22 protein-coding genes are annotated in these 25,176 nt (G+C 35.7%); 7 read left to right on the forward strand and 15 right to left on the reverse strand.

Annotated features, from left to right (window positions below; genetic code table 11):
• Nucleotides 1–37 precede the first annotated feature (37 nt).
• The 11 genes from ACQ65V_RS09555 to ACQ65V_RS09605 form a co-directional block, all read right to left on the reverse strand.
• The gene (locus tag ACQ65V_RS09555) at nt 38–2,500 is read right to left on the reverse strand and encodes a T9SS type B sorting domain-containing protein (protein WP_430467721.1); all 2,463 of its coding nucleotides are present in this window, start codon (nt 2,498–2,500) and stop codon (nt 38–40) included.
• Complete coding sequence (locus tag ACQ65V_RS09560) at nt 2,497–5,937, reverse strand: T9SS type B sorting domain-containing protein (RefSeq protein ID WP_430467722.1); 3,441 nt, start codon at nt 5,935–5,937, stop codon at nt 2,497–2,499. The genes ACQ65V_RS09555 and ACQ65V_RS09560 overlap by 4 nt, the downstream gene beginning before the upstream one ends.
• Nucleotides 5,938–6,046: 109 nt before the next feature.
• Nucleotides 6,047–6,874 (reverse strand): ABC transporter permease, encoded by an 828-nt coding sequence (locus tag ACQ65V_RS09565; protein WP_430467723.1) that lies wholly within the window; start codon nt 6,872–6,874, stop codon nt 6,047–6,049.
• Nucleotides 6,875–6,958: 84 nt separating this feature from the next.
• A complete protein-coding gene (locus tag ACQ65V_RS09570; RefSeq protein ID WP_430468625.1) occupies nt 6,959–7,858 on the reverse strand; it encodes an ABC transporter ATP-binding protein in 900 nt (299 codons plus the stop codon).
• Between the two features lie 242 nt (nt 7,859–8,100).
• Nucleotides 8,101–8,619: an IS1096 element passenger TnpR family protein gene (locus ACQ65V_RS09575; protein ID WP_273290615.1), complete on the reverse strand. Its 519-nt coding sequence runs from the start codon at nt 8,617–8,619 to the stop codon at nt 8,101–8,103.
• Nucleotides 8,620–8,721: 102 nt separating this feature from the next.
• Entirely contained in the window at nt 8,722–9,738 is a 1,017-nt protein-coding gene (locus tag ACQ65V_RS09580; protein WP_430467724.1) for a COX15/CtaA family protein, read from the reverse strand.
• Nucleotides 9,725–10,189: a GNAT family N-acetyltransferase gene (locus ACQ65V_RS09585; RefSeq protein WP_430467725.1), complete on the reverse strand. Its 465-nt coding sequence runs from the start codon at nt 10,187–10,189 to the stop codon at nt 9,725–9,727. The genes ACQ65V_RS09580 and ACQ65V_RS09585 overlap by 14 nt, the downstream gene beginning before the upstream one ends.
• 2 nt (nt 10,190–10,191) lie before the next feature.
• A complete protein-coding gene (locus ACQ65V_RS09590; RefSeq protein ID WP_430467726.1) occupies nt 10,192–11,604 on the reverse strand; it encodes a CCA tRNA nucleotidyltransferase in 1,413 nt (470 codons plus the stop codon).
• Between the two features lie 60 nt (nt 11,605–11,664).
• Nucleotides 11,665–12,855, reverse strand: coding sequence for a glycosyltransferase family 4 protein (locus tag ACQ65V_RS09595; protein ID WP_430467727.1), 1,191 nt, complete (start codon nt 12,853–12,855; stop codon nt 11,665–11,667).
• Nucleotides 12,855–13,964 carry a glycosyltransferase family 4 protein gene (locus tag ACQ65V_RS09600; protein WP_430467728.1) on the reverse strand — a complete coding sequence of 370 codons (1,110 nt, stop codon included), beginning with the start codon at nt 13,962–13,964 and terminating at the stop codon, nt 12,855–12,857. Before ACQ65V_RS09600 ends, ACQ65V_RS09595 begins: the two co-directional genes overlap by 1 nt.
• A gap of 39 nt (nt 13,965–14,003) precedes the next feature.
• Nucleotides 14,004–14,855, reverse strand: coding sequence for a glycosyltransferase (locus ACQ65V_RS09605; RefSeq protein ID WP_430467729.1), 852 nt, complete (start codon nt 14,853–14,855; stop codon nt 14,004–14,006).
• 70 nt (nt 14,856–14,925) lie between these two features.
• Between ACQ65V_RS09605 and ACQ65V_RS09610 the strand changes: the two genes are divergently transcribed.
• Nucleotides 14,926–15,699, forward strand: coding sequence for a Kdo domain containing protein (locus tag ACQ65V_RS09610; RefSeq protein ID WP_430467730.1), 774 nt, complete (start codon nt 14,926–14,928; stop codon nt 15,697–15,699).
• Here ACQ65V_RS09610 and ACQ65V_RS09615 read toward each other — a convergent pair.
• Nucleotides 15,696–16,457: a glycosyltransferase family 2 protein gene (locus ACQ65V_RS09615; RefSeq protein ID WP_430467731.1), complete on the reverse strand. Its 762-nt coding sequence runs from the start codon at nt 16,455–16,457 to the stop codon at nt 15,696–15,698. The two genes, ACQ65V_RS09610 and ACQ65V_RS09615, sit on opposite strands and share 4 nt — an antisense overlap.
• A gap of 41 nt (nt 16,458–16,498) precedes the next feature.
• Between ACQ65V_RS09615 and ACQ65V_RS09620 the strand changes: the two genes are divergently transcribed.
• Entirely contained in the window at nt 16,499–17,320 is an 822-nt protein-coding gene (locus tag ACQ65V_RS09620) for a glycosyltransferase family 2 protein (RefSeq protein WP_430467732.1), read from the forward strand.
• 6 nt (nt 17,321–17,326) lie between these two features.
• Nucleotides 17,327–18,148: a glycosyltransferase family 2 protein gene (locus ACQ65V_RS09625; RefSeq protein ID WP_430467733.1), complete on the forward strand. Its 822-nt coding sequence runs from the start codon at nt 17,327–17,329 to the stop codon at nt 18,146–18,148.
• On the opposite strand, the gene ACQ65V_RS09630 is transcribed toward ACQ65V_RS09625, so the two are convergent.
• Nucleotides 18,145–19,212, reverse strand: a complete 1,068-nt coding sequence (locus ACQ65V_RS09630; protein ID WP_430467734.1) for a glycosyltransferase family 9 protein — start codon at nt 19,210–19,212, stop codon at nt 18,145–18,147. The two genes, ACQ65V_RS09625 and ACQ65V_RS09630, sit on opposite strands and share 4 nt — an antisense overlap.
• A gap of 55 nt (nt 19,213–19,267) precedes the next feature.
• On the reverse strand, nt 19,268–20,083 hold the full coding sequence (locus tag ACQ65V_RS09635) for a 2,3,4,5-tetrahydropyridine-2,6-dicarboxylate N-succinyltransferase (RefSeq protein WP_430467735.1): 816 nt from the start codon (nt 20,081–20,083) through the stop codon (nt 19,268–19,270).
• Nucleotides 20,084–20,567: 484 nt separating this feature from the next.
• On the opposite strand from ACQ65V_RS09635, the gene ruvX reads away from it, so the two are divergent.
• From ruvX to mazG, 4 genes are read left to right on the forward strand one after another with little or no spacing between them, the layout of a single operon-like run.
• Nucleotides 20,568–20,981, forward strand: a complete 414-nt coding sequence (gene ruvX, locus ACQ65V_RS09640; RefSeq protein ID WP_430467736.1) for a Holliday junction resolvase RuvX — start codon at nt 20,568–20,570, stop codon at nt 20,979–20,981.
• Nucleotides 20,982–21,019: 38 nt separating this feature from the next.
• Nucleotides 21,020–21,610 carry a peptide deformylase gene (gene def, locus ACQ65V_RS09645; protein ID WP_430467737.1) on the forward strand — a complete coding sequence of 197 codons (591 nt, stop codon included), beginning with the start codon at nt 21,020–21,022 and terminating at the stop codon, nt 21,608–21,610.
• Nucleotides 21,611–21,622: 12 nt separating this feature from the next.
• The gene (locus tag ACQ65V_RS09650) at nt 21,623–22,051 is read left to right on the forward strand and encodes a DUF5606 family protein (RefSeq protein WP_412561330.1); all 429 of its coding nucleotides are present in this window, start codon (nt 21,623–21,625) and stop codon (nt 22,049–22,051) included.
• 2 nt (nt 22,052–22,053) lie between these two features.
• A complete protein-coding gene (mazG, locus tag ACQ65V_RS09655) occupies nt 22,054–22,827 on the forward strand; it encodes a nucleoside triphosphate pyrophosphohydrolase (RefSeq protein WP_430467738.1) in 774 nt (257 codons plus the stop codon).
• A 283-nt stretch (nt 22,828–23,110) separates the two neighbouring features.
• Here mazG and ACQ65V_RS09660 read toward each other — a convergent pair whose 3' ends face one another.
• Nucleotides 23,111–25,162 (reverse strand): DUF349 domain-containing protein, encoded by a 2,052-nt coding sequence (locus ACQ65V_RS09660; RefSeq protein WP_430467739.1) that lies wholly within the window; start codon nt 25,160–25,162, stop codon nt 23,111–23,113.
• Nucleotides 25,163–25,176 lie beyond the last annotated feature (14 nt).

Genomic DNA, 25,176 nt, shown 5'->3' on the forward strand with positions numbered 1-25,176 from the left:
TTGTGGTTTGGTAAAACTAAGTTACGTTTTTTAAAACTTACCGCTTCAAACTAAAATGACTAGTAAAAGTTCTTCCGTCCTGGAGCTTGACCCTGAACCAATAATCGCTGGTCGGCATCTTGGCACCATTGTAGGTTCCGTCCCAACCAACACCAAGAGGGTCTAGTTCTTTTAAAAGTTTTCCATAACGGTCAAATATAAGAATAGAGGAATTAGCTTGAAAAAGATTGTTGATGCCTTTTACCTGCCAAAAGTCATTTTGGTCATCATCGTTGGGTGTAAAGAACTTAGGGAAGCCGATCACTGAGACCAGTTCTTCGGTAATACCGCAATTATTTCTATCGCGAATATAGACCGTATACAATCCAGGTTGCACATCCTCAAACACATTGGAATCCTGATACGGACCGTTGATGTCATCAAGGGCATATTCATAATCACCTTCACCACTGACAATAACAGTAATGGTATTGTTCTGTGAGGCATCCACAATCTCTACATCGGTTACGGTTGCAATATTGGAAGGCAATACCGTAATCGTTCTGTCCTTAAAACAGCCATCGGTATTGGTGACCCTTACCGTGTATGTTCCTGGACTGTTGACCTCTATGGTTGCGGTATCCTCACCAGTGGACCAATCGAAGAAATAATTGCTCGGCGAATCGTTGATGACACCAGCATCCAAGACAATGGTATCTGGGAAAAAGTTGAGACAGTATCGGGTTTCAAAAGAGGTTTCAATGTTGGGCAGTTCAAAAACCGTAAGTTCAATCTCACTAATACCATAACAGGCATTGGAATTTTCCACACGAGCATAAATGGTCTGGTTGTAGGGAACGGTATTGGTAAATGTCGTACCAAGAGGGTTATTTTCCACCAGAGCATCAATATAGGTTTCGTAGTATTGAAGGTCGAGACCAGCAGGCGCACCAGCCAGTACAATGGCATTGCTGTCACTGAGGTTAAAAGAGGCAAAGCCATCCTCATTACCATCGTCGTCACAGGCGGAAAGACTAGCGTTGTTGGACGAAGTGGTGCTGACCTCTAATGAAACTTCACTGAAACTCACACAACCAGTATTGGTATTGGTCACCCTTGCATAGATGATCTGTGGGTTAAAGAAATTCTCAAAGGCATCGGCATTGATTTCATCCTCTTGGTTTTCAGCATCTGTCTGAGAGAGGTAGAACATAATGGAAGCATTTGGGTCACCACCAGTAATAGTATCAAAAGCTTCATTAATATTAAAAGTTGTAAACCCTTCGGGAATACCATCTTCGTCACATTGAATTAATGAAACATCATTCGCAATTGGTTTTGCTGCCACAATAATTTCAAAAGACGTAAAACCAATACAACCAGTATCCAAATCCTCTACACGAACAAATATATCGGTTGGAGTAGGAACTGTATTTGTATAATTTGTAGGAAGTGGAGCAGTATCTGTTTCAGCATCTGCTAGACTTGAATAATAACTGATGCTATAATTTGCTCCAGCAATTCCGTTTATAATTTCCTGCGTCTTAACATCAAAATCGAATGTGGTCATACCATTCTGGTCATCTCCATCCGTATCATCATCACAAACTTCATAAGTGGTCGGCTGATTGAAATTTGAAAATATGGTGACATTAATTTCAAAATCATTGATAATGAAACAACCCGTCGTAGTATTTTCAATTCTTATGAAAACAGTTTGATTCCCTCCAGACGTATTGAAAACATCACCCAAAGCACTAGCGTTGATGTTGGCATCACTTTCGGATGCGTGGTACGTTACAGTAACATCACTTTCGCCATTTATAATATCTTGTGTCAAAGTTGTAAGATCTACTTCTGTGATAGCATCATCAAAAGGTGCTAATGCATCACAAATATTTAAATTGGGTAAACTTGTAGAATTTGGATTAGTCAATACAGGGTTAGAAGGATTATCAGGAAAAGTTGCAGTACCAGTCCAATCTAGAGAAAATGGGCTATTACCAATGGGTCTGTCTATGACTAAAAAATAAGTTTCTCCGGCCAAAACATCCAGATCACCAACAAAACTGTCACCATTAGCTCCTGGACCTTCAGAAGTTTCTGCTGAAGTAGCATTCATGCCAGTTAAATTATTTCCTTGGTTAGCAGCCGCTGGATTTGTGGTAGAACAACGGATAGCCTGACCAATATTTCCACAACTTACGTCAGGACCAAAAAGGAAAAAGTCATAATCTTCATTGATGTCCGTACTTCCAGGTGTTAGTGTAAAAGCCAAAGTCCCTGAATTGGCAATCGTAACTTCCAACCAAATACTATTATTTTCTTGACTAGAACAGGTATTGGAACCCGTTAATTCTTGCATACCTATACCACTAACATCTAAAGTAAAACTAGAGTTACCACAAACCGTAACAGCATTAACACAATCGTTAGGCTGTTGACCATAGCTAATGATGCTGAAACATAAAAAGTAAAGTAATACTATAGACTTTATAAATAGATTTGGTTTTAAACTCATCGTTTTAGTGTAAAATGACTGGTAAAAGTTCTTCCATCCTGTAGCTGCACCTTGAACCAATAATCGCTGGTAGGCATCTTGGCACCATTGTAGGTTCCGTCCCAGCCAGGACCAAGAGGATCGAGCTTTTTTAACAGTTTTCCATAACGGTCAAATATAAGAATTGAGGAATTGGCCTGAAAACGATTGTTGATGCCTTTTACCTGCCAAAAGTCATTTTTGTCATCATCGTTGGGCGTAAAGAACTTAGGGAAGCCGATTACGGAGACCAGTTCTTCGGTAATACCACAATTGTTTCTGTCTCGAACATAGACCGTGTACAATCCAGGTTGAACATCCTCAAACACATTAGAATCTTGATACGGACCGTTGATGTCGTCGAGCGCATATTCATAATCACCTTCACCACTAACAATAACGGTAATGGTATTATTCTGTGAAGCGTCCACAATATCTACATTAGTGACCGATGCAATATTGGAAGGCAATACCGTAATCGTTCTGTCCTTAAAACAGCCATCGGTATTAGTGACCCTTACCGTGTATGTTCCTGGACTATTAACTTCGATAGTTGCCGTATCCTCACCTGTGGACCAATCGAAGAAATAGTTACTTGCTAAATCGTTGATGACACCAGCATCCAAGACAATGGTCTCTGGGAAAAAGTTGAGACAGTATATAGTCTCAGCTTGAGTTTCTATATCAGGAAGCTCTAACACAGTAAGTTCAATCTCACTAATACCATAACAAGCATTAGAGTTTTCAACACGTGCGTATATGGTCTGGTTGTAGGGAACGGTATTGGTAAATGTCGTGCCAAGAGGGTTATTTTCCACCAGAGCATCAATATAGGTCTCGTAATATTGAAGGTCGAGACCAGCAGGCGCACCAGCCAGTACAATGGCATTGCTGTCACTGAGGTTAAAGGAAGCGAAACCATCCTCATTACCATCGTTGTCACAGACAGAAAGGCTTGCGTTGTTGGACGAAGTGGTGCTGACCTCTAATGAAACTTCACTGAAACTCACACAACCAGTATTGGTATTGGTCACCCTTGCATAGATGATCTGTGGGTTAAAGAAATTCTCAAAGGCATCGGCATTTATTTCGTCCTCTTGGTTTTCTGCATCTGTCTGAGAGAGGTAGTAATCCACAGTTCGGTCTGCACTATTATTAATGACATCATCATTAAATAAGCTGATATTAAATGTTGTAAAACCTTCGGGAATACCATCTTCGTCACATTGTATAATCGTTATATCATTGGCTACAGGTGCATCATTGATAATCAATTCAAAATTACCAGTACTAAAACAAGTGGTGTTGGTTGTATTCTCTATTCTAACAAAAATGGTTTCGTTGAAGGCTGTTGAATTTGTATACGTAAGTGGCAGCGAAGAGGTATTGTTATCTGCATCAGTTTGAGTTGGATGAAACGTAATGTTTGTTTCAGTTTCATCTTGCGCTCCTCTAATAGTTGGAATTAGATCACCAAGTTCAATACTGGCGAAGCCATCCATTGGGTCACCTTCATTATCACAAAATTCTATATTATTAAGCTGAACGATCTGCGGTGTATTATAGACTTGAAGTTCAAAAGAATTAATGTCAAAACAATTGGTATTGTCCATATTGTCAACTCTTACATATATAGTCTGAGGATTACTAATATTGGTGTAGGGAAATACAATTTGGTTTTCTAAATTGTTGGCATCATCCATGGTTTCAAAATACCGAACATTATACTGCGATGGATTTTGACTTAAGAGCGCTTCTCCATTTTTATTGGTAAAATCAAATGTTTCAAAAATCCCGTCGTTACCAGAATTATCACAAACACTAATATCTATTAGTGGGTTTGCAACTGGAATATCAAACACACCAACAACTGCACTTCCTTCAATTGGGCAGTCTCCATTGTTGGGTTCTATATATACTTCATAAAAACCAGGTGTATCTACAAATAATTGTGAGGATGTTTCTGCTAAAGGCGAACCATTAAAAGACCATGCATAGTCTGCACCAACAATTTCATCTGCTTGTAAGGTATAATCATCACCGGTACACAATCTCAGTTCTGTAGTACTGATGCCATTTCTAATAATATCCGTTTGCGAGTTAAATAACGATTGAATAAATGGTGGTAAGCCAATTCTACTGGTGTTTTGATTAAAACCATCAACGTCTAACAGTACTCCTTGTTCATCATAATTTGTGGCAAGACCATCAGCTTCAGGGTTATTAATAACACCAATATATCTATGCACGTTTGAAGGAGCTCCAAAAGAAAATTGAGCCCTATAAATCCTCCTATCAATGCCGAGTTGCAAAGCACCAGCACTTATGGTGTTGGAAGAATGAATGACTTGCATGGAATTAGGGATGTCAGCACTTTCCAAATCCCATTGCAAAACTTGACTTGCTCCGTTGCCAGAAGCACCAATACCAATGGTAGCATAGGCTTTGCGATTTTCTGCAGAAAATTCCACTCCGTATGGACTATCATTGTTTTGCGCACTGTACAATTCAACATTATTAGAAACAACTCCTGTTTCATTATCAAAATCGTACAAATAAACACCTCCACCAGCATCACCTGCTGTAATTGTAGCTTCCCCAAAATGGGCCACTATTAATTTAGAAGCGTCTGGTGATGCTTTTAAATAACCCAAAGCATTTCTTCGGTAGCCTTCAATAGGTACATAAGGTCCCACGGTTGAGATAACAGGTGTAGTGCTTACTCCATTAACGTCTACATAAAACGCATAGAACTTATCTCCAAAATGAGTAATAACCCAAAACGAGGAACAATCTTCAGCTCTAACAGCAGTTATTTTTTCAGCACATTTGTAACGTATTTCTAAATCATCAGTTGGATCATAAGTAACAAGGTGAACATTTTTTTCGGTGTCAACAACATCTCCTAAATCACCATTTAAGGTCATATCTACTAGAGAGTAATTAAATCCGTTATTGAAACCATCGTCTGCTGATGGCACGTTTCCGCCACTATCATAATTTCCGGTAAATTGATTTGGATATACGGCAGCATTTTCATGGTGCGGTTCATCAACAGTGAAGATATAATATTGTGTTGGGTCTTCTGGTTTTGGTACAATTAGCCCAGAGGATGTACTTGAAGGATCACCCAATAATCCTGTACCACCAAAGTAATCACCATTAGCCATGATTTGATGGTTTCTATTCCAAACGGTCTGACCATCTGTATAAAATTGAAGATTTCCGTTTTCATCAGAGATGGATGTGCAACCTTCTAAAGTGTTAATTTGTCCATCTGTAATCCCTGTGACCGTGCCTGTAGTAGCATCGAAGCGAAGACCAGCATTTTGCCCAAAGTACCAATAGGATGCTTCGTTCTGCCCAAAAATTTGGGTACAAAACATTAGTAAGAGCATAGCAAAACCTAACTTTTTCATAACATCTTTGATGTGCATTATGCTTGCACGACAATACTATATAACAACTAGAACTCTTGTTTTCCTAGTTTTAGTATTAAAAATTCTATAGCAATTGCTATCAAAGATATTATAAATCTCTCTTTTTAAGTAGTCGATAAGACAAAAAGATAAAAAGTGCAGACCAACCCAAAACTATGGCGATTTCGTACCAATGTACTGCATAGTCATAAGCGATATCTGTTTTTTCCGGGAATTTGGTCATTACTATTCGTTGTATAGGCTGGTCAATGAGCTTATACATGGACTCTAATGGCAAAAAGTTTTTGAGTTTAAAAGCACTATCCGCATTACCAAAAGCTTCATAAGCTCCCCAAAATATTAACCATTCAAAAATGTATAAAACAAAAAGGAAACCTAACGCAAAAGCTGAACGTTTTAATAACATTCCAAAGAATAAACATAAACTGAAGAACCCTACAAGTTTTACAAAATAAGCTAGCAAGAACTCTACTTCTCTGAAAATAATTGAAGCTTCCGTATAGCTAGAATAATAAAGCCCTATTAGAAATGAAGCAACACCTATTAAAAGCGTAGCGCATATCGAAAAGAAAACAATGGTATAGAATTTAGAAAGTATAAATTCCTTTTTACTGAGTCCATCGATAAGGTTCTGTTTTAAGGTTTTGTTGCTGTATTCGTTTCCTATCATACTTACCACCACAATGGCAAAGAAGAATTTAAAGTAGGAAGCAAAGAACGTAGTGATATGCCAAATTATAGGAAAATTAAAAATTCCAAGCTCACCAAGTTCTAACGTAAAAAAGCCAAAGAAATTAATTTTTATTGAAGACAGTACCAGTACTGTAAAGGGTAAAATAAAAGATATAAATATGAGAACTCTACTGGTTTTATTTAACCAAAGTTTTTGTAATTCTAATTTTATAAGACGTAACATATATTGATTGGTTGTGCTTAATTCTAAAAATAGATTATGCTGTTTTTTGACCCTTCGACTGCGCTCAGGACAAGTTGGTTTTTATTAATTTAATTTATCTGTAAGTTGAAGGAATTGCTCCTCCAGACTTTCTTTTCGTTTTACTAAATGCGAGAGTACTATACCTTTTTCAAACATTAGCTTGTTAAAATCTGGTGCAGACATAGGTTCATTTAAGAAAGCCGTTATGAGATCTCCTTCAACTTTTAATTTGCCAAAATCTGAGTTGTTTTCTAGTACATTGATGAGTTCGCTGTGCTTTTCAGCTTTTAATTCAAAAAAGCCATGGCTGCTTATCATTTCATCTACACGACCTGAATATAATTTTTCTCCTTTGCGTAAAACCACAACATGAGAACATACTTTTTCAACTTCATCCAAAAGGTGTGAGGCCAAAAGGATCGTAGTGCCATCTGCAGCAATGTCTTTTATAATCTGACGTATCTGATGAATACCTTGCGGATCGAGACCATTGGTTGGTTCATCTAAGATTAGAATCTCTGGGTCGTTGAGTAGGGCGGAAGCAATGGCCAAACGTTGTTTCATACCTAAAGAATAGGTTTTGAACTTATGGTCTTTTCTATCCAGTAAACCTACGATTTCCAGTTTTTCGGCAATCTTACTATGGTCAACACCTTTTATTCTGCATACCAATTTTAAATTTTGTTCTGCGGTCATATAAGGATAAAAGTTGGGACGTTCTATAATTGCGCCGACTTGTTTTAAGGCATCGTGGGTTGTGGTATTACCATCAAACCAATGAAAGTCTCCGTTGGTTTTGTTAACAACATTAAGTACAATGCCCAATGTTGTGGACTTACCACTTCCGTTAGGACCTAAAATACCATAGACATTACCTTTATTGATGGTAAAGCTTAAATCTTTTACGGCTGTTAAATAGCCAAATTTCTTTGTGAGATTGTTGATTGTTAGGATTGGCTCCAAAATATGATTGGTTTTTATGTTTCTCAAAAAGCACACTGTCTTGTCAGTTTGAGCGCAGTCGAAAACTTTAATATCTCTCGGTTTCTTGTGTTTCGTCTGCGCTCAATATGACACTATGACTAATAGTGTTTTTTGATTAACATTGTTTGGTTATGTAGGTAAGACGATTCTCATTGATATTTGTTACAGTAAAATAAAAAAAGCATCGTAAAGATGCTTAATTGTTGTTTGGTGGATTGGATTTAATTCCAATTTTCATCAAAATCTAAATCGCTATAATCATCGACATCTATTTCATCTTCAAATTCATTATAATCGTCATCATCATCTTCGGATTCAAATATTTTTTCTGGGGCTTCATCTGGTATTTGTCCATGCACAAACATTAAATTAGGGTAGTCAGTACCTTGAGCTTCTTCAACAATTTCCCCAAGTTCTACATAAAATGTCCACATGTTGAGGAAATCGTAAACATAAATCAACTTTGGTGAGGCTTCGTGCACTATATCCTTAATGATGGTTGTGCTCATCATTTTTACTTCGTTACCAGTTTCGCTCATATCGAACATGGCGATTTCTTCACCTTGGTTCCATTCATCATCACTAATGTAAAAAGAAGCCATTTCCATACCATCGAACCCAAAGGATTGAGTAATGATGTTGTGTAGGTCTTCCATAGTATCCGTCTCTCGGATTTCTAAATCCCGAAAAACATCATCTTCCGTATCATTGTCTAATATGACTCTAAATCTGTATATCATAATGCAAAGATAATAGTTCTGAATTCAAAGTTAATTAATATGTACAAGATGTTTAACAGTTTATTTGTTGATGCGTTTATGGTTAATTAGTTTCAGCAATCCTTATTTGCTAAAACGGTGAAGTGTAAATACCATACAGCTCAATAAGATAAATGCACCAACTTGATGTAGCACGCCTAGCCAAACAGGTACAGCGTAGATTAATGTTAAAACACCAAGTAAAAACTGTACACCGACCATAATTAAAAGACTATTCACTCCTTTTGTTTGCCAATGGGTTATCTCATTTCGTGTGGCTTTATACCAAATAGCGAGAATGAAAATAACAACGATGTATGCTAATGTTCTGTGGACAAATTGCACACCGCTTTTACCCTCAATAAAGTTGAGGTATGTTGGGTTTTGCTCAATGTAAACCGTTTCGTGGATGAACTTACCTTCACTCATAAAAGGCCAATGGTTATGAATCCAACCTGCATCCAATCCTGCCACAAATGCACCATAAATAATTTGAATAATGAGTACAATCAGTCCAATTCTTATCAGGTTTCGCAGTTTTTTATCAATCTGTTTCTTATTGGGAAACATTAAATCTAGAGCAACCCAAAACGTGTAGGCAAACGTTAAAAATGCGGTTGTAAGATGGGCTGCCAATCTGTAATGACTAACATCGGGTCTGTCCACCAAGCCGCTCTTTACCATATACCAACCTAAAAAGCCTTGAAAACCACCCATAATGAGTAGAATAATGGATTTTTTTATGGTTGATTTTGAAAGTCGCTTTTTGATTAAGAAATAAACGAAGGGTATAATAAATACCAAGCCAATAAAGCGCCCAATAACTCTGTGAATCCATTCCCAAAAGTAAATATCCTTAAATTCTTCTAAGGACATACCGTAGTTTAACTTTTGGTATTCTGGGTATTGTTTATAAAGTTCGAAGGCTTCATTCCATTCTACTTCATTCATTGGAGGAATGGTACCCGATATCAGTTTGTAATTTGAAATTGATAAGCCCGAATGTGTGAGTCTTGTGATCCCACCAACGATGACCATTACAAAAATTAAAGCACAGCCTATAAGAAGCCAATAAATAACAGCTTTATTATCCTTTTTCATATCTCAATAATTTTTCAAAGCAAAGACTATTTTCAACACCAATGTATTGCCCATAGTTGGGTATAATTAAGTAATTATTCTTTTTGTAAAATTCTACAGCCTCAGTTTGCCGTATTCCCGTTTCTAAAATGGTGTAAGAATACCCTAACTCTAGTGCCCAATGTTCTAATTCATTCAGAATTTTTGTTGCGATACCTTTTCCCCTTTCTTCTGTCAATGTGAACATACGTTTTATTTCCACCTTAGTAGATCCAAAAGGCTTAAAAGCACCACAGCCAATAGGTTTGTTGTTTTCGTAGGCTATTATAACATGTTTAAGACTTTCTATGGAATTAAACTGATTGTAAAAATCGTGCTCATCTCCATCTGTAATTTTTAGATAGGCATCGAGTTGTTTTACCAATTCAATGAAATCGATGTTACTAGAATCTGTTCTAACCAACTTTATCATAGCTATGCTGTAGTTAAGCCTAGTTCTTTCCCTTTTTCTATCATGAGTTGAAAAGCTGCTTCATGTTCATTAGGAATTTCTCCTTCTAAAATCGCTTCTTTTATAGCTTCCTTAATAATTCCTATTTCTTTTGACGGCTTAAGGTTAAAGGCTTTCATAATTTCCTCACCAGAAACTGGCGGTTGAAAATTTCTAACTCTGTCACGTTCTTCAACTTCTTCAATTTTATCTCTTACTAATTTGAAGTTGTTATGGTACCTCTTAAACTTTTTAGGGTTTTTAGTGGTAATGTCAGCTTCGCACAGTGTCATTAAATCATCTACATGTTCACCAGCATCAAAAATTAAACGCCTTACGGCAGAATCCGTAACTTCGGAGGCCAATACAATTGGTCTTGAGCTCATTAACACCATCTTTTGCACAAATTTCATTTTATCATTTAATGGCATCTTAAGACGCTTAAATAGTTTGTACACCATTTTTGCCCCAACAAACTCATGCGCATGAAAGGTCCATCCGATTTTTTTATGAAACTTCTTTGTTGGTGCTTTACCGATATCGTGTAATAAAGCAGCCCATCTTAACCACAGATTATCGGTAGTCTTGGCGATATTATCTACCACTTCTAAAGTGTGATAGAAGTTGTCCTTATGGCGTTGACCTTCAATTTCGTCAATCCCCTTTAAGGCTGTTAATTCTGGTAAAATGTAATCTAGAAGACCTGTTTTTTCTAAAAGCATAAAACCAATGGAAGGTGTGTCGCTTTCGAGAATTTTATTCAACTCTACAACGATACGCTCTTTAGTTATGATTTTTATGCGGTCTTTATTTTTCTTAATAGCATTGAGTGATTTTTCCTCAATTGTAAAATTCAACTGCGTAGCAAAACGTATTGCTCGCATCATCCTCAGAGGGTCATCACTATAAGTAATATTTGGGTCTAAAGGTGTACGGATAATACCTTTATCTAAATCTTCAATGCCGTTAAAAGGGTCTAGAAGTTCACCAAAATTGTCTTTGTTTAAACTTAAAGCCAAAGCATTAATTGTAAAATCACGCCTGTTTTGGTCGTCTTCTAAAGTCCCATCTTCAACAACAGGGTTTCTGCTGTCTTCGGTATAACTTTCCTTGCGTGCACCTACAAATTCAATCTCTATATCGTCATAACGCAACATTGCCGTGCCATAAGTTTTAAACACCTGAACTTTTGGTTGTTGCGGTAAATTTTTTGATACTTGCTGTGCCAATTCAATACCGCTACCAATGGCAACAATATCAATATCCTTAGCGTTGCCACGTTCTAAAAAATAATCTCTGACAAAACCACCAATGACGAAACAGTCTAGCTGTAATTCTTCAGCAGATTGAGAGATGATTTCAAAAATATTGTGTTTTAGAGCTTGTTTGTGGTTCATAACTGCAACCCATTCTTGGGATTTGCAAAGTTACGGTATAGAACAATTCTTTTCAAAGGATTAATCTAGAGATTGAGAATTGTTTTCAATTATTTTCTTATAATAATTTATGGAGTCAGTGATCATTTTTTCTAAAGTAAAATTGTGAAGTACTTTTTCGCGAGCTCTTTTCTTTAGGGCATCATAATCATTAGAGTCATCTAATATTTTTAAGATTATTTTTATAAAGTCCTCGCTGTCTTTAGCTATAAATCCATCAATACCATCAGATATAATTTCTTTAGCAACAGGAATATTAGAAACAACAGTTACTTTTTCAAGTGCCATAGCTTCTACAATAGTAAATCCAAAAGTTTCACCTTTTGATGGTACTACAATAATTGATGCTTCCATCAATTTTTTAGGAATCTCCGATAGTTGATAGTGATTATAATACTGAGTTTTATATTGTGCTTTTTCTGAAAGCACTTCGGTATTTATATAATTCCAATAGCTCTCACCTCTTCCGATGAGGTGTAAACTAGCTTCAGGTTGTGCTTCTATAATACTGTTAAATATGTTAGCTAAGTCTTTAACTCCCTTAGCCTCGGACATGGTTCCTACATAGAATATAGATTTTGGCAACTCCTTTATTGTATTATCAGGCGCAAATAGCTTAGTATCTATTCCATTGTGGATGACTGTATCTACATCTACATTATAATAATCTTCTATAAAATCTTTTGAAAAGTTTGAATTGGCTATAACAAAGGGAGTGGCATTGAGCGCTTTTTTTTCAATTTCTATTTTTGCTTTTTCAGGTGCTTTATCAAGATAGCAATGCCAAAACCCTCTCGATCCATGAAACCTAAGTACAAGAGGTGTGGAATTATCAAAATATGCCGTTAAACCATTAAATACAAAGGACTCTATAAGGTCTATTTGGTGCTTTTGAGAATAAGACCTAAGTTTTTTTGCATAATACTTTCGTTCTCCTTCTAAGAATTTTATATCTGCCTTGCCGAGACCTAATTTTGTAGATATTGATCGTTTAAACTCTTTAAAACGAAATTGCTTAGAATATTTTTTAAAAAACTTAAAATGGATTCCATTATCCGAAAATTCCAGTGGTTTTTTAGAAAATCCATAGACAAATACTTCATGTCCTTTATCTGTTAATGCTTCGCTCATTATTTTTAAAAATGAGCCTACACCACCAGAGTTTGGTAATCTGGGATGAGAATATTCATTTGTAAAGAAGAGTATACGCATTAATCTTGTAACTGATGTTTTTTAAGCTCATCATGCATTTTCTGTGCAATCACTGTTTTTGTAAAATTATCTAAAAGATATTGATAACCATTTTCGGTAAATGTCTTTTGAAGCTTTTCATCATTAATTAAGAGTGTCACTTTATCGGCAAAATCCTTTGCGTTGCCAACTTCAGCCAAAAGACCTGTTTCGCCATCAACAATAACTTCAGAAATCCCTCCAGCATCTGCAGCTACAATAGGTACTTTGCACGCATAAGCTTCTAAAAGTACTCCACCTGTGGGTTCGTTGTTGGATGTAAATAGGAACAAATCAAACTCGGGTAATATTTCAGGCACATCACGCCTAAACCCTGTAAAAATGATATGTTCGTTTAAGCCTTTTTCTTCGACATAATTTCTAATGTCTTGTTCCATACTGCCTTTTCCAACAAGAATGTACTTCGCTTTTATTTTGTTCTCCTTTACGAGAATTTCAACAGTATCCACCCAAGTGTAATGATCCTTAAACCCTGTGAACTCGGCAATATTTCCAATTAGTTTATAGTCCTTCGGTATGTTGAATTCTTCATGTAAAACACCAGTTGCTTCTTGTTTTTTAAATTTATTGACATCGGTTACACTACCAATGACAGTAAATCTGCTATGATCGTTTACTGCAAATTTTAAAGATTCAACAACAGGCTGCGATACACAGATGATTTTTTTAATGCCTTTGTAATTGTATTTCCACTTTCTAAAAAAGTTGGTGTCCACACGCTTTATCAATGTTCTGCATAATACTAAAGGCACTTTCATGCCATAAATAAAATGCGATAAAACGGCAAGGGTATGTGCTTTACTGCTATGTATAAAAATAACTGAAGCATTCTTCTCTTCCGCTAATTTTTTAAATGTTTTGGCATAGGCTAAGCTGTATTCTGATTTAAATTCAAAAGGAATAACCTGCATACCTTTATCGGTTGCAATGCGATAGATTTCAGAATCTATTGGACAAACAATCCATTGATCCTCTACATGGCCTTCGGCTTTAAAAGCTTCGTATAAATAAATGATTTTCTGCTCGTGGCCACGCCAACCATTGGATGCCGTAAACTGTATTAATCGCATGTATTGAGTTTTAGAGCCACAAAAGTAGGGATTTCAATATTACTTAATTTTATATAGACCAAGTGCTTTTTTAAACTTCTTGCTCGCCAACACATAATTGACGTAGAGTTTGTTCTTAAAACTTAAATAGCGCCATTGGCTGTGTGGGATTATTTCTGAAGTGACTTTTTTATCGACACTTTCAGATACTATAAAATCTGATTTTATGCTATTCCAATCCACATTATCATAACCATCAAATTCATTGACTTTATTTTTCTCATGGATAATGGACATCCACAAGCGTTTGTTGGCTATTTCAACACGTCTCGACTCTTTTTTCCACATATTATGGTCACTAAACCAAACGGTCTTGGGTTCGACATTTTTTTCAATCAAACTGATAAATGGATTAAAAATATGCTCTTTTTTACCCAACATAATCTCAGGCGAAATTTGAAGCGAATAGCCTTTTAAAACGTCAATAGCCATAAAGTCTTGTGATGTAAATTGTTGCTGAATGGTATCTATATATTCTTTGTGAATGCAATCGTCATTATCTATTCGAGACGTGATAATATGAGAGCTCTCTTTACCATCTTCTGAAACATACGCTTTTATGGACGGATGAAAGGCATCCATACCATCCACATAGAATGATTTAAAATGTGGATAGGGTTTTAAAAGGGTTTCAAGTTCTTGTTTAAAATCATCATCGGTGGTTTGATCAAAAAACAATAGCCATTGAAAGTCTTTGTTCGTCTGACTTGCAACCGATGGCAAACAAAAATTGCTGAATAAACCAATGCGATGCGTCATCCATTCTCGCGTTAACAAGGTTTCATTGTTCTTGGTGACGTCCCAGTTTTTATTTCTGAGATTAAAACGCGTAATGAGATAATGTTTAAACATAAATGCCGATTAATAGTCGGTAAATTTAAAGAATTAAATAGCTACTTTTGCATGCAAAGTCATAACTATAATGTCTGTAAAGATTAAAATCCACAAAAACTCAGCCTTAACCAAAGCATCAATTGAAACGACGCTAGAAAAATTTAACCACGAAGGTGAGTTGATTGGTACAGGCTATAGAAATGTGATTAAAATTTTAGACATTGAAGGTGAGCGCTACAATATTAAGGGTTTTAAGGTTCCTAATGTGGTTAACAAAATTGTCTATCGTTTTTTTAGAAAGAGTAAGGCAGAACGTTCGTTTTTATATGCGGAACGATTGTTGGATTCAGGTATTTTAACTCCGAGTCCAGAAGCCTATATCGAATATACCTCACTTTTCGTTTTTGGAAAAAGTTATTATATCAGTAAGCAACTTAATTACGATTTTACAATCCGTAAACTTATTGATGAGCCACAATGCGAGGATTATGAGAATATCTTAAGACAGTTTACACAGTTCACGTTTCAGCTGCATGAAAAAGGGATTCATTTTTTAGATCATTCACCAGGAAATACGCTGATAAAGAAAGATGGTAACGACTATAAATTCTATCTGGTAGATTTAAACCGTATGGAATTTAAAACGCTAAGCTATGATGAGCGACTTGCCAATTTTGCACGTTTATCTCCAAAAGATTATATGCTGGATATTATCAGTGATGAATATGCTAATTTGATTAACAAACCTCATGCAGAGGTGCGAGAGCGCATGTATTATTTCTCGCAAAAATTCTCTTCAAGTTTCAAAAAGAAAGAAGCCTTTAAAAAGAAATATTATTTCTGGAGAAAGAAAAAGAACTAAGCCTTAGTTCTGTATAGTTCTCGGAGTTTAGAATATTTTAAATAGGTGATTTTCCAAGTTTGGTAGCAGATTCTAAAACCGTTTAGACCATCTAAAAATCCCAAACGTAAAACAAAGGCTTTAAAAAATGCCCAGTATGGATTCCAGATCAATTTCCATATAGGAGCAGTTTTACCTTTATCATAGTAGGCTTTAGCTGCAATAGTGGAGAAGTAATCTGTTTTTTTGTCCATTTCCTCATAGGTCTGATACGTCCAATGTAAGATGTCACCTTTTAAATGTCCGGTTTTAGCGTTTTCATCATGTAATTGAACATTGTCATGAGGATTAATGCCTTTCCATTCTGCTTTGGTTTTATCGAAAACCCTTAATTTTTTATTAGGATACCAATCGGAATATTTTATCCATTGTCCGCAAAAGTTGTTAAAGCGATTGGCATAATACCCATCGAATTTCCAGTTGGATTTTAAATCAATAATAGATTTTTGAAGTGTTTCAGACAACGCCTCATCACCATCAAGAGACACAACATGATTGTAACTGGCTTGGGCTAAGGCAAAGTTTTTTTGTTCAATATAACCTAAGAATTCTTGCTCAATAAATTTTACATTGAATCGCTCACAAATTGCTTTAGTGTTATCTGTAGAGTACGAATCTACAACCACAATTTCATCAACAACATTTACTAGAGATTGTAAACATCTCTCAATATTTCGCTCTTCATTAAACGTTATAATAACACCAGATAGTTTTAGCATAGTTGCATTTTCACTGGTGTAAAAATAGTATTTTTGTGGTTATGCAATCAGACTTAAAAGCATCTGTGATTATCAGCACCTACAATCAACCAGAATGGTTAGAGTTGGTATTGCATAGTTATGGTATTCAAACTGAAATGGACTTTGAGATTATCATTGCAGATGATGGTTCTGATGAACGAACAAAACAAGTTGTTGACAAATTTTCTACGGAAAACAAGTTAAATGTAACTCATGTCTGGCAGGAAGATAAAGGCTTTCAGAAAACAAAAATTCTAAATAAAGCAATTTTGGCTTCAAATGCTGACTATTTAATTTTTACGGATGGAGATTGTATTGCCAGAGAAGATTTTGTGGAAACGCATTTAAGTTTGAAAAGAAAAAATAGTGCATTGTCCGGTGGCTATTTTAAATTGACTGAAAAGATTTCCAATAGTATCACAAAGGATATTATAAGTGAGCAAAAATGTTTTGATAGAGATTGGCTTTTAGCAAAAGGACAGCCCAAAACATTTAAACTCAACAAGCTCACTACATCAGATTTTAAATCTAGATTCCTAAATGCCATTACACCTACCAAAGCTACGTTTGATGGTATGAATGTATCTTGCTATAAATCTGATATTTTGGCCGTAAATGGTTTTGATGAACGCATGCAGTACGGAGGTGAGGATAGGGAAGTGGGAGAGCGCATGATGAATAATGGTATCAAATTTTTACAAGTTAGATATAGTGCTATTTGTGTACATTTGCATCATGATAGACCTTATAAAAATACTGAAGCTGAGGTTTTAAATCAGCAAATAAGAGCGACTACAAAACGAGAAAAGGCCAAATGGACAGCCTTTGGTATAAAGACATAGTTAACCATGCAAGAACCAGATATTTCTGTAATAATAAGCACCTATAATTCTGAAGAATGGCTAGAAAAAGTCATGTGGAGTTATGAGCCACAGACCTACAAGAATTTTGAAATGGTTATTGCAGACGATGGTTCTAAACAACCCACTTTTGACCTTATCGAAAGGATGAAGTCCGAAGTAAGTTATCCCATTGTACATATTTGGCATGAGGATAATGGATTTCAAAAATCCCAAATTTTGAATAAAGCCATAGTGGCCTGTAATGCAGATTATATTTTAATGAGTGATGGTGACTGTATGGCAAGAGAGGATTATGTGGAAGTTCATATTAATGAGCGAGAAGAAGGATATTTTTTGTCAGGTGGATATTTTATGTTGCCTATGTCCATCTCCAAACTTATAACCAAAGAGGATATTCTTAGCCAACGTTGTTTTAATGTAAAATGGTTGAAATCCCATGGTTTAAAATCATCATTTAAAAACAATAAGCTTACTGCGAAGGGTGTTACTAGTCAATTTTTAAATACGGTGACTCCAACCAACGCAAGTTGGAACGGCCATAATGCTTCTGGCTGGAAAAAAGATATAGTGGCAATCAATGGTTTTGATGAACGCATGCAATATGGAGGCCAAGACAGAGAGTTAGGTGAGCGCCTGTTTAACTATGGTTTAAAGTCTAAACAAATTAGATACAGTGCGGTTTGTTTGCATTTAGATCATCCTAGAGGCTATAAAACACAAGATTCGATTGATAAAAATTTGGCCATCAGAGCAACGACTAAAAAAGAGAATAAAAAGTGGACTGACTTCGGCATTAAAAAAGATTAGTTTAGTCGCTTTAAAAATTCTTTCAATTCTTCCTCAAAATAAGAAGGTTTAAAATCTTCATACAACTCAAATGTTTTTGATTTCAATTCCTTTGGATGAGAAATGTCCGTGTAGGCTTGTTCATCATAATCTTTAAGATGAACAGAAACATGTTTTTTACCATCATCAAACATATTCCAAGCCTCTTTTTTTATCCATGGGGAAAAGATGGTAAATGTAGGAATATATAATGCTTTTGCCATATTTATAGCGCCTCCTTCGTTTCCAATTAATGCCTCGCAGTGTGATGTGATGGCAAGAAAATCTCGTAAACTTTTTCCAAAGACCTCAAAATGAATCTGCTTTTGAGTTTCGGCAGAACATAATTCTAAAATAGCCTTAGCATCTGCTTCTTGTTTCGGGATGTAATTGAATAAAATCTGACTATCAGGTTGTTCAGCTACAATGTTGTTAATCACTTTAGCCATATAGGCAAACGGATAGGTTTTATCTTTTCCGCTACCCAAAACACCAATCATAAAAAGCGGTTTTTCTAAATCAATTCCGTTTGATTCCAAAAATTGCTTTGCATTTGCCTTTTCAGAATTGGTGAGGTAGATTTTTGGTCTAACAATTGTAGTCGTGTCAATTTCTAGAGGCTCTAGCATTTGTAATCGGTTTTCAATAGCTAGGCCAGCATTGGTTTTAGCCTTTGATTTATTTTTAAACCTATGGTTATAGATTAAAGCGTTATGACCTTTGTCTAGTGATATTTTAGTTTTTGCCTTAGAGCGTAAAGCAATGATGTTGCTTGAGATTTGTGAGTAAACGTCAACAACAACATCAAAGTTTTCTTTTCGTAATTGATTGGCAAATTGCCAGAGTTTACGTTTGCTTTTTTCGTGATCAGGAGTGAAAAATTGAAATTGGTCTATAAACGGATTTTCGGCTACAACAGGATATGTATGTGAATTGATGACGTAATGTAATTCAGCATCAGGATATTTGTGTTTTATAGCCTCAAACAAAATGCTTGTGGCTAAAACATCACCTATCATTTTCTGTTGAATAACTAGTACTTTCAATTTTAGAAACTTTTAATTTTCCCCTTAGGGGAAATGCCCAAAGGGCAATGGGGCTTTAGACCGCAACATCATACTCGCGCAACGCATCATTCAAAGATGTCTTCTTGTCTGTACTTTCTTTACGTTTACCAATGATTAAAGCGCAAGGCACTTGAAATTCACCAGCTTTGAACTTCTTAGTATAACTACCAGGAATAACAACAGATCTTGCAGGCACTCTACCTTTCATTTCAACGGGCTCGTCACCAGTGACATCGATAATTTTTGTACTCATGGTTAGTACCACATTCGCGCCGAGTACGGCCTCTTTTTCAACACGCACACCTTCAACAACAATACAGCGACTACCAATAAAAGCTCCGTCTTCAATAATTACTGGAGCGGCTTGTAATGGTTCGAGAACTCCTCCAATACCAACACCACCAGACAGATGAACGTTCTTACCAATTTGTGCACAACTACCAACGGTTGCCCAAGTATCTACCATAGTACCTTCATCAACATAAGCACCTATATTAACATAGCTTGGCATCAAAATAACACCACTGGAAATGTAAGCTCCGTGCCTTGCTACAGCATGAGGAACAACCCTTATACCTTTTTCCATATAATCCCTTTTTAGAGGAATCTTGTCGTGGTATTCAAAAATACCGACTTCATGGGTTTCCATTTTTTGAATCGGGAAATAAAGCACTACGGCTTTTTTTACCCATTCGTTGACTTGCCATCCATCTTTTGTGGGTTCAGCAACTCTAAGTGTGCCTTCGTCAATAAGATTAACAACACTTCTAATGGCATCGATTGTAACGAGATTGGTTAATAGGGAACGGTCTTCCCAAGCATTTTCTATAACGGATTGTAGTTGTTTCATGCGATAAAAATTTTATCAAAGATAACTCGATATTGAGGCTTCAGAAAATATTTTTAAAAAATTGTGACCCACTCAAAGAACGAGTGTCTTATTACTGTTAAATGCGATGATAATTTATTTTATAATAAGTTGATCTGAGAATTTAATTAATAGCTAATTTTGAAAACTCCTCTCCCCATAACTTGAGGAGTTTTCTTTTTAATGAAACTCTAAATTGAATAGTTGCGAAGTAAAAAATTCAATATAGTTACTTGAATTAATCTCGCTTTTACAGCGGGATCTCATAATTTGAAGCTTAAGAGTTTCTTGTTTTTTTAGAACAAAGAATTTCTTTCAATGTGACCTAACTTAAAATATTGTGTCTTATAAATAATTAACGTGATTTAACTGTAGAGGGTTATAAAATCAACGACTTAATTAATAGCTAATTAAAAACGCTTCTTTTTGCTAAGAGGCGTTTTTTTATACATTATCTTTGCAAACCATGGGAAGAATTTTAGCCATAGATTACGGAACCAAACGAACGGGTTTAGCGGTTACGGACGATATGCAGATTATTGCATCTGGTCTCACAACTGTTGATACCAAAGATTTACTTACGTTCTTGAAAGATTATATAGCAACAGAAAATGTTGAAAAATTTGTTGTTGGCGAACCAAAACAAATGGACAATACAGCTTCTGAAAGCGAAGTGTATATTCAGAAATTTTTAGAAAAATTGGCTAAGGCAATTTCAGATATTCCTGTGGAACGCGTTGATGAACGTTTTACTTCTAAAATGGCATTCCAAACCATGATTGATAGTGGGTTGAAGAAAAAACAGCGACGTAATAAAGCATTAATTGACGAAATTAGTGCAACATTGATTCTACAGAGTTATTTGGCTTCAAATTCTTAAATAAGAATTGTACTTTTGCACCCGAAAACAAACAGAATATGATTTTACCAATTGTAGCCTACGGAGATCCTGTGCTAAAGAAGAAGGCAAAAGAAATCGATAAGGATTACCCAAAACTAACTGAGCTAATAGAGAATATGTACGAAACCATGTATGGAGCTTATGGAGTAGGTTTGGCTGCCCCACAGGTTGGTTTGCCTATTCGTTTGTTTTTAGTGGATACAGAACCTTTTTCGGAAGATGAAGATCTTACTGATGATGAAAGAGCACAAATGAAAGACTTCAAAAAAACATTTATTAATGCTCAAATTTTAGAAGAAGAAGGTGATGAATGGGCTTTTAATGAAGGGTGTTTGAGTATTCCTGAAGTAAGGGAAGATGTCTTTAGACAACCAAAAATCAAAATTCAATACCAAGATGAAAATTTTGAAACCCATGTTGAAGAGTACGATGGGTTAATAGCCAGAGTTATTCAGCATGAGTATGACCATATTGAAGGTGTTTTATTCACAGATAAATTATCATCCTTTAAAAAACGTTTGATAAAAGGAAAGTTGACCAACATTTCAAAAGGAAAAATTAAGATAGATTACAAAATGCGTTTTCCTGCAATGAGCAGAAAGCGTTAATAAAAGATATATATGAGTTTAGATAAAATTTTATCAATTTCTGGGAAGCCAGGACTTTTCGAAATTGTAACACAAACCAGAACAGGTGCCGTTGTTCAATCGTTAATAGACAAAAAACGAATTACTGTTGGAGCTCATAGCAATATCAGTATTTTAAGTGAAATAGCTATTTATACCCTAACTGAAGAAGTACCTTTAAGAGAAGTTCTCAAGAAAATAAAGGACAAGGAAAATGGTGGGCCAACATCAATTAGTCATAAAGATGGTAAGCTGGTTTTAGAAGAATATTTCTTTGATGTATTGCCAGATTATGATGAAGACCGTGTCTATGCTTCAGATATCAAAAAAGTGATTCAGTGGTATAACTTACTACAAAAGAACAATCTTCTTGGTACACTTGATGCTGAAGATGATGTAAACTCTTCTGACGAAGAAGAATAAATATGTCCGATAAAACCACCCAACTCAAAGCCTTTGAGCGTTTGTTGATTATTATGGACGAGTTGCGAGAGCAATGTCCATGGGATAAAAAGCAAACGATGGAATCGCTTCGTCATCTTACCATTGAAGAAGTTTACGAACTTGGTGATGCCATTCTCGATAAGGATTTGGATGAGGTAAAAGGGGAATTAGGTGATGTGTTATTGCATATTGTTTTCTATTCTAAAATAGGAAGTGAAACCAATGCTTTTGATATTGCAGATGTTTGCCATAGCATTTGTGATAAGTTGGTGGAACGCCATCCTCACATTTACGGAGACGTGAAAGTTGATAATGAAGACGACGTAAAACGCAACTGGGAGCAACTAAAACTCAAAGAAGGCAAAAAAAGTGTTTTAGAAGGTGTGCCTAAAAGTTTACCAGCTATGGTAAAAGCCAATCGCATACAAGATAAAGTCACTGGAGTAGGATTTGACTGGGAACAACCAGAACAAGTTTTTGAAAAAGTAGAGGAGGAGTTAGCAGAGCTAAAATCTGAAATCACTAAAGGCAACCAAGACGCCATTGAAAGTGAATTTGGAGATGTGTTGTTCTCTATGATTAATTACGCACGTTTCCTTAAGGTAAATCCCGAAAATGCCCTTGAGCGTACCAATAAAAAATTCATAAAACGCTTTCAATATCTTGAAAGTAAATCCAAGGAACTCAACAAACCACTTAAAGATATGACGCTTTCTGAGATGGATGTCTTTTGGGAAGAGGCGAAGTCTATTTAAGCTATAGGTCACACTGAGTGCAGTTGAAGTGCTAAAGAAGAATTGACAATATTGTGGCTTCAACAGCGCTCAGCCTAACAGTATGTGTAAATGTTAAAATTTTCTAAAAATCAAAAACCAAACATCCAAACAGAATTTTCTCACGTAAATAGAATATATAAAAGCACAACGTTTTTATAATCTTAGTAGGAGATCTTAATTATTATTTAAGCGGTTGTAATTAAGATTAATTTAGTTTAGTTAGGGCAAAATCCATCTGTGAATAACAGATGGATTTTGATTTTTAAGAATACATCCCTTTTAATTTAGACAACTTAGCCTTCCAAGTATCCAGTTCTTTTTTATGTCTATCTATATTTTTGTGTACATCCTTTACTAAAGGGTTGTCCGATTCTACATTAGAAAAAAACTGTAAATTGTTTTCTAATTGATTGATTTCAGACTTTACCTCGCTAATTTTTTTACGGATAAAGTTTTGCTCATTGTCCAATAGCCTTGTGTCGTTATCATTGCTGGCTAAGTTTTCGAGTTTACTCTCAAACTTTACCATTTCTAATTTAGACTTGTCCATTTTTAACTTATCAAAGGCTTCATCAATGGCTTTGTAAAATTTACCATCAATATAGCGTTTGTTTTGTGGTACATGCCCAATAGCTTTCCAGTCGGCAATTTTAGTTTTTAAGGTTTCAACATCTGCTTTATTGTCGCCACTAAGTTCCATAGCTTTTAACTCATCCAATAACTTTACTTTCTTGTCAAAGGCATCATAGAGATGTTGATTTTCCGCTTTACGTTCAGCATGCATCCTATCAAAATAGTGATTACAAGCGGCTTTAAACTGTTTCCATATTTTATCACTATCGCGCCTTGGTACATGGCCTATTTTTTTCCAATCGGCTTGAATTTTCTTCATCAAAGGAGTGACGGTCTTAAAATCTTCGCTATCCTTATTGTCTTCAGCAATTTTTATAAGATCCTTCTTCTTTTTTAGATTCTCGTATTGGTCTTTCTTTAGCTCTTTATAGAATTTGTTCTTTCCGCGATTGAAAGTCCTTACAGCATCCTTAAATTTTGCCCAAGTAGCCTCATTGACCTTAAGCGGCACTTTACCTGCATTAAAAAAGGCTTCTCGTAGTGCTTCAATTTCTTTTATTTTCTTTTGCCATGCACCATGGGAACTCGCTTTATCTTCTGCTATTGCTTGTATTTGAGAAATGATGTTTTCTTTCTTTTCAAGATTTTTCTCGTATGCTTTATCTAAATCTGCATAGTAAGCCTGACGCTTGTCGTGTATGGTTTTGGTCGCTTTACTAAAGCGCTCCCAAATTTCTTCCCTATGTTCTTTGGCTACTGGTCCTAATTCTTCTTTCCAGAGTTTGTGAAGCACTTGTAACTCTCTAAACGAACGATTAACGTTATCATCTTTAGCCAATTCTTCGGCTTGCTCAATAATCTTTAGTTTTTGCTCGTAGTTATGCTTAAAGTCCATATCTCGCAAATCGTTATTGAGATGCAAGAAGTCATAAAAACGCTCTACATGATGATGGTATGTGTTCCAAGCATTATTGTATTTATCTCTTGGAATTGGGCCAGCATTTCGCCATTTTTCCTGTAATTCCTTAAAGGTTTTATAGGTCGTGCCCATATTTTCCTCAACGGAAAGTAAACCTTTTATCTCTTCGATAATTGCTAATCTGTTTTCGAGATTTTGCTTAAGGTTTTGCTCACGTTCCTTGTAATATGAACTTATGGATTGCTTATAATCTTTATATAGCTGATTGAACAGTTTTTTGGTATCGTTGGTGTAATAGAAGTCTATTTCATTGCCGCCCTCTTCAATAAATTCTTCTTTTTTCTGATCAAGAAGTTCACTGAATTTAGCATTGAATTCTGATTTGATTTGATTGACCTGTTTAGATATGGTCTGAATTTTATGATGCTTTAAAAGGCGATTCAATTCCGTAGCCAAATCTTGCATCGACATGGCGTGATAGTCTTTTTCTTCTACCTCATGACGCTCTACATTAGATTCGTCTTCAGCATCCTCGGCATTTTCAGCTTCGATCTCATCGACATGTTGATCGTTTTTAGAAGTTTCAGTCTCAGATTCAGTTTCAGTCTCAGATTCAACTTCTGTCTCGGCTTCAGCTGTTTTTTCTGAAGTTGTTTCTTTAGTAGATTCACTCTCAGTTTCGGCTTTGGTTTCAGCCTCACTTTCAGGAGTGACTTCTGTTTTGTTTTCAACCTCGGGAGTGGTTTCTTCTTTTGGAGTAGATACTTCTTTTTCTACTTCGTTTTTTCCATCTGCTTTTAGCAGGTTATCATTCTCAGACATGTGTCAATATTTTA

This window comes from Winogradskyella ouciana, assembly GCF_965284585.1.
GTDB lineage: Bacteria > Bacteroidota > Bacteroidia > Flavobacteriales > Flavobacteriaceae > Winogradskyella > Winogradskyella ouciana.